This is a genomic window from Bacillus cereus group sp. MYBK101-2, from assembly GCF_051918845.1.
Lineage (GTDB): Bacteria > Bacillota > Bacilli > Bacillales > Bacillaceae_G > Bacillus_A > Bacillus_A paranthracis.
Genome location: NZ_JBQAIE010000037.1, coordinates 1 through 4,019, shown reverse-complemented (window position 1 = coordinate 4,019; position 4,019 = coordinate 1). Strand labels below are relative to the sequence as shown.

Here is a 4,019-nt window from a genome sequence, read left to right as displayed (position 1 = left end):
TCACACCCGTTCCCATACCGAACACGGAAGTTAAGCTCTCTAGCGCCGATGGTAGTTGGGACCTTGTCCCTGTGAGAGTAGGACGTCGCCAAGCAACTGTAAGACGAGTCAAAATGACTCGTCTTTTTTGTGTTTAATGAAGTAATCTTGTAATTAATGTCGCCTCTATAAGTACGTTTATCTAACAAGAAACACCTTGATTTAATTATGATTTCACATGTAAATAGTGTACCTTCAGAAAAATATGGTCAAGTTGGTTAAACTGTCTATTTGTTAACAAGAATATATACAAGATAATGCCCTCTGTAGCCTGTTCACCCCTTCTTTTATTTCTTCAGTTGTTAAATGTCCGTACCCTATAATAATTTGATTATGATGTTTTCCTTTTTTAATGGCGTGGTCTTCCACGGGATATACTTTTACTTCGAGTTGTTGAATTTCCTCAAGTAATTCTTTTGTGAATTGAACTTGATTGAATTCAACAATCAAGTGTAATCCTGTAGAATAGCCGAAAATATTGATCTTATTTGAGAATGCTAATTTTAATTGCTGGATAAGGAAGTTTCTTCGATTTTTATAGAGTTTTTTCATCTTCATAATATGCCGTTCCAAATGATCTTCGGTAATAAATTTAGCAAGAACAAGCTGATTTAAAGAAGGTGTATGTAGATCTGAAAACCATTTTACTTTGCGACATTTTTCAATAAGGTGTGAGGGAAGAACTAAGTATCCCATCCTAAGGGCCGGTGATAAAATTTTACTAAATGAACCTATATATATAACACGCTCGGGATCCAATCCCTGTAATGAACTTACGGGTGAGCCTTCATATCGAAATTCACTGTCATAATCATCTTCAATGAGGTAGCAATTTGTTTTTCTTGAGTAGTTAATCAATTGAACCCGTCGTTGAATCGGTAATGTTCCACCTAAAGGAAACTGATGAGAAGGAGTAATAAAGATAAATTTTGGATTTTTATTTACAGGTAGCAAAGATGTATCCATCCCATTATCATCAACTGGTATAGGATAAAGGAAGGCTCCTGAATTTTTAAAAATTGTTTGAATGTCATTGGTAATAGGATCTTCTATTATTACTTCATCACCCGTTGATAAAAGTAATTTAGAAACAAGTGTTAAAGCTTGAGTTGCACCAGAAGTAATCACTAATTGTTCTGGATGACAAAAAACTCCTCTTGTTTTTAATAAATAGCGTGATAAAGCCTTTCTTAATTCGGGACGCCCTTCGGGAATATCGTATCCAAACGTAGAAGGGGGTGCTTCGTGCCATATTGTGTGAGACAAATTTGCCCATCTCTTGCGTGGAAATAAGTCTAATGCTGGTATCCCTGAACGAAAATTAATGATGTTACTGTCTTTGTTTATTTCTTCGCACCAAGATAAAGAATCAATTAGAGTTGATTTTTTACGTTGTTCTAAATAAGTCCCCTCAGCAATGAATGTTCCTGCTCCCTGTCGAGCGACCAAAAAACCTTCGGAAAATAATTGATCATAAGCTTCTAAAATTACATTCCTAGATACGTTTAACTCAGAAGATAATTCCCGTGTTGATGGTAACTTTTCTCCGGACTGTAGGTCTCCATTTAATATTCGCTCACGTATTTGGTAATAAACCTGTCGAATTAAACTAATATCTAACGATCGATCAATAGGTATCCAAAGCATATAAATGCTCCCTTCATCAAAATTGGTACCATAAAAATTTGGCTAAAATGGTACTAATACGAACCATTTTAGCATGCTATAGTTGGATCAAATAGTTCTAAGGGAGATGAAAATGTGATGACGAAAGAATTTCAAGTAGCTCAGGCATTTAAATCGATTGCACGAAATGAACATATAAAATCCTATGTACAACAATCCACGGAGCTCTATGTGTTATTGTTACAAGCTGCGAAACGCTTTGTCACCGGAGAAACGAGACATGAGGGGATTGTGACGGCAAAAGAACTAATTACAAAAGGGTATCATACTTCACTGGAGTATATAGGGGAAAATAAGCTAGATATAAAGGAGTGTTATAAGGCAAAAAATGAGTTTTTGAATCTTATTGGGGACGTGGGTGCTCTTTCTATAAAACAAACAGTATCACTTGATTTATCGCATATTGGATTATCTATAGATCCAGAAATATCTTATATTCATTTAATGGAGTTGGCAGAGAAGGCAAATGCACAAGGAACTACCCTTATGATAAGTATGGAAGAATCATCTAAGGCAGAGGACATTCTTTCTATTTATAAAAAAACAACAGAGCAATATCCTAACGTAGGGATAACAATTCAGGCACATTTATATCGCTCGAACAAGGATATTCAAGAACTCCTACATTATCCAGGGAAAATACGAGTTGTAAAAGGTGCCTATCAAGAAGTTCCGGATATTGCTATGCCTAGATCAACCGATTTAAATCAGCAGTATCTTCAAATTGTAGAACAATTAATTGAAAACAATCACCCTGTATCTATAGCTACACATGATGAAATTCTTATTAAAGAGATGGAACACCGTCAATATTTTAGTCAATCTAATGTAGAGATAGAAATGTTATATGGAATTCGTCCGGATATGCTAAGTAATTTGAAAAACAAAGGACATAACGCTAGAGTATATTTGACTTATGGGAAAGAGTGGTATTTGTATTTATGTCACCGGATTGCTGAACATCCAGAAAATCTATATCATGCGGTGACAGATATGATACATTCATCTTCAGAGCAGCGGAGTCGGGAATATTGAATATACCTTTTATCTTAAATGTAAAAGTTATTTTGGCTATGGTTATTGCGAGGGAGTTTAGTTGTAGTAAGGAAGTTAAATAATTGTGGCTGTGTCCCCAAAGTAAGAGTTAGATTTTTCTTAGATTAGAAATTCAGGCTCGTTTATATCGGAATTTTAAGCTTGTAGTTAGAAATAAGTGAATTTGTAATTCTATATGTATTTTAAAAAGAAGGATATATAAAAGAATAATAAAATTACATGTCATAGGTATAGGATAAACATACTTAAATGTTATAAAAAGTGATACAAACAAAAGAACGCTTGTTCCTTATCGGTGTGTTGAGTATACTAGATCAATTGAGGCTCGTATTTTTAATCCTGTATATATGCTGAAAAAGAAATGCTATTAATCGGTTCGGGCCTCGAATGTAGTTTGTATGCATATCTTAAGTTTCTGCTAAGAGGATATAACGGCTATTACCACTAGGCTGTATGGAAATGGATGAGGCCTAAAGATGAAAGAGATATAAGATGGATATTTCAGTGACGCAGGATAGTTAGTAAATATATTTGTATATATTTATGAGTAAACAGATAAGCAAGGATTACCTCATATAAGGGGAACTCTATAACTAGAATAGTATACAAGTTTATTATGAACTTCTGTATCGTTGTTTGTTATAAGAATACGTATATCTTTAATCCTTTCTAATGGGGTGCGTGATAAACAAGGAGGTATTTTGGGAATAACTTTTTAATTACACATTAGTCTTTATTAATATTGTTTGTTTCACTAAGTAAAACCTTTCATATAAATTAAGTCTATAGGGCTAAGATAACTTGGATATATTTTGGAAGAGGAGATTAAAGAGAAGTAGAAGTTGCTTTTCTAGTAATGTAATTTTTATAGATTCTTCTCTAGGTTAGAGAGTGTCAAAATATTAACTTGAATATATTTATAAAAAGGTATTGACGATTGCTACTTAGAGGTGTAATATAGAACAAGTCGCCGATGACAACAACATCGAAAGCGACAAACGAAATGAAAAACTTAGTTGACATTAAAAGATGAAAATGTTAACATAAGGAAGTCGCAAATGAGCGACCAAGTAGTTCTTTGAAAACTGAACGAAACAAACAACGTGAAACGTCAATTTTTATTTTATGATGCTAGACAAACTAACTTTATTGGAGAGTTTGATCCTGGCTCAGGATGAACGCTGGCGGCGTGCCTAATACATGCAAGTCGAGCGAATGGATTAAGAGCTTGCTCTTAT

At 34.1% G+C, this 4,019-nt stretch carries 2 protein-coding genes and 2 rRNA genes; 3 read left to right on the top strand and 1 reads right to left on the bottom strand.

Going from position 1 to position 4,019, the window contains the following annotated elements; all coding sequences use genetic code 11:
• Nucleotides 1-94 (top strand): 5S ribosomal RNA (rrf, locus tag ACTFSI_RS27760); the annotation flags it as partial.
• Nucleotides 95-273: 179 nt separating this feature from the next.
• Here the strand turns inward: rrf and pdxR are convergent.
• A complete protein-coding gene (gene pdxR, locus ACTFSI_RS27755) occupies nt 274-1,686 on the bottom strand; it encodes a MocR-like pyridoxine biosynthesis transcription factor PdxR (protein WP_000964406.1) in 1,413 nt (470 codons plus the stop codon).
• Between the two features lie 117 nt (nt 1,687-1,803).
• Between pdxR and ACTFSI_RS27750 the strand changes: the two genes are divergently transcribed.
• Both ACTFSI_RS27750 and ACTFSI_RS27745 read left to right on the top strand, forming a co-directional pair.
• Nucleotides 1,804-2,760: a proline dehydrogenase family protein gene (locus ACTFSI_RS27750; protein ID WP_014481544.1), complete on the top strand. Its 957-nt coding sequence runs from the start codon at nt 1,804-1,806 to the stop codon at nt 2,758-2,760.
• 1,167 nt (nt 2,761-3,927) lie between these two features.
• Nucleotides 3,928-4,019, top strand: a 16S ribosomal RNA gene (locus ACTFSI_RS27745); the annotation flags it as partial.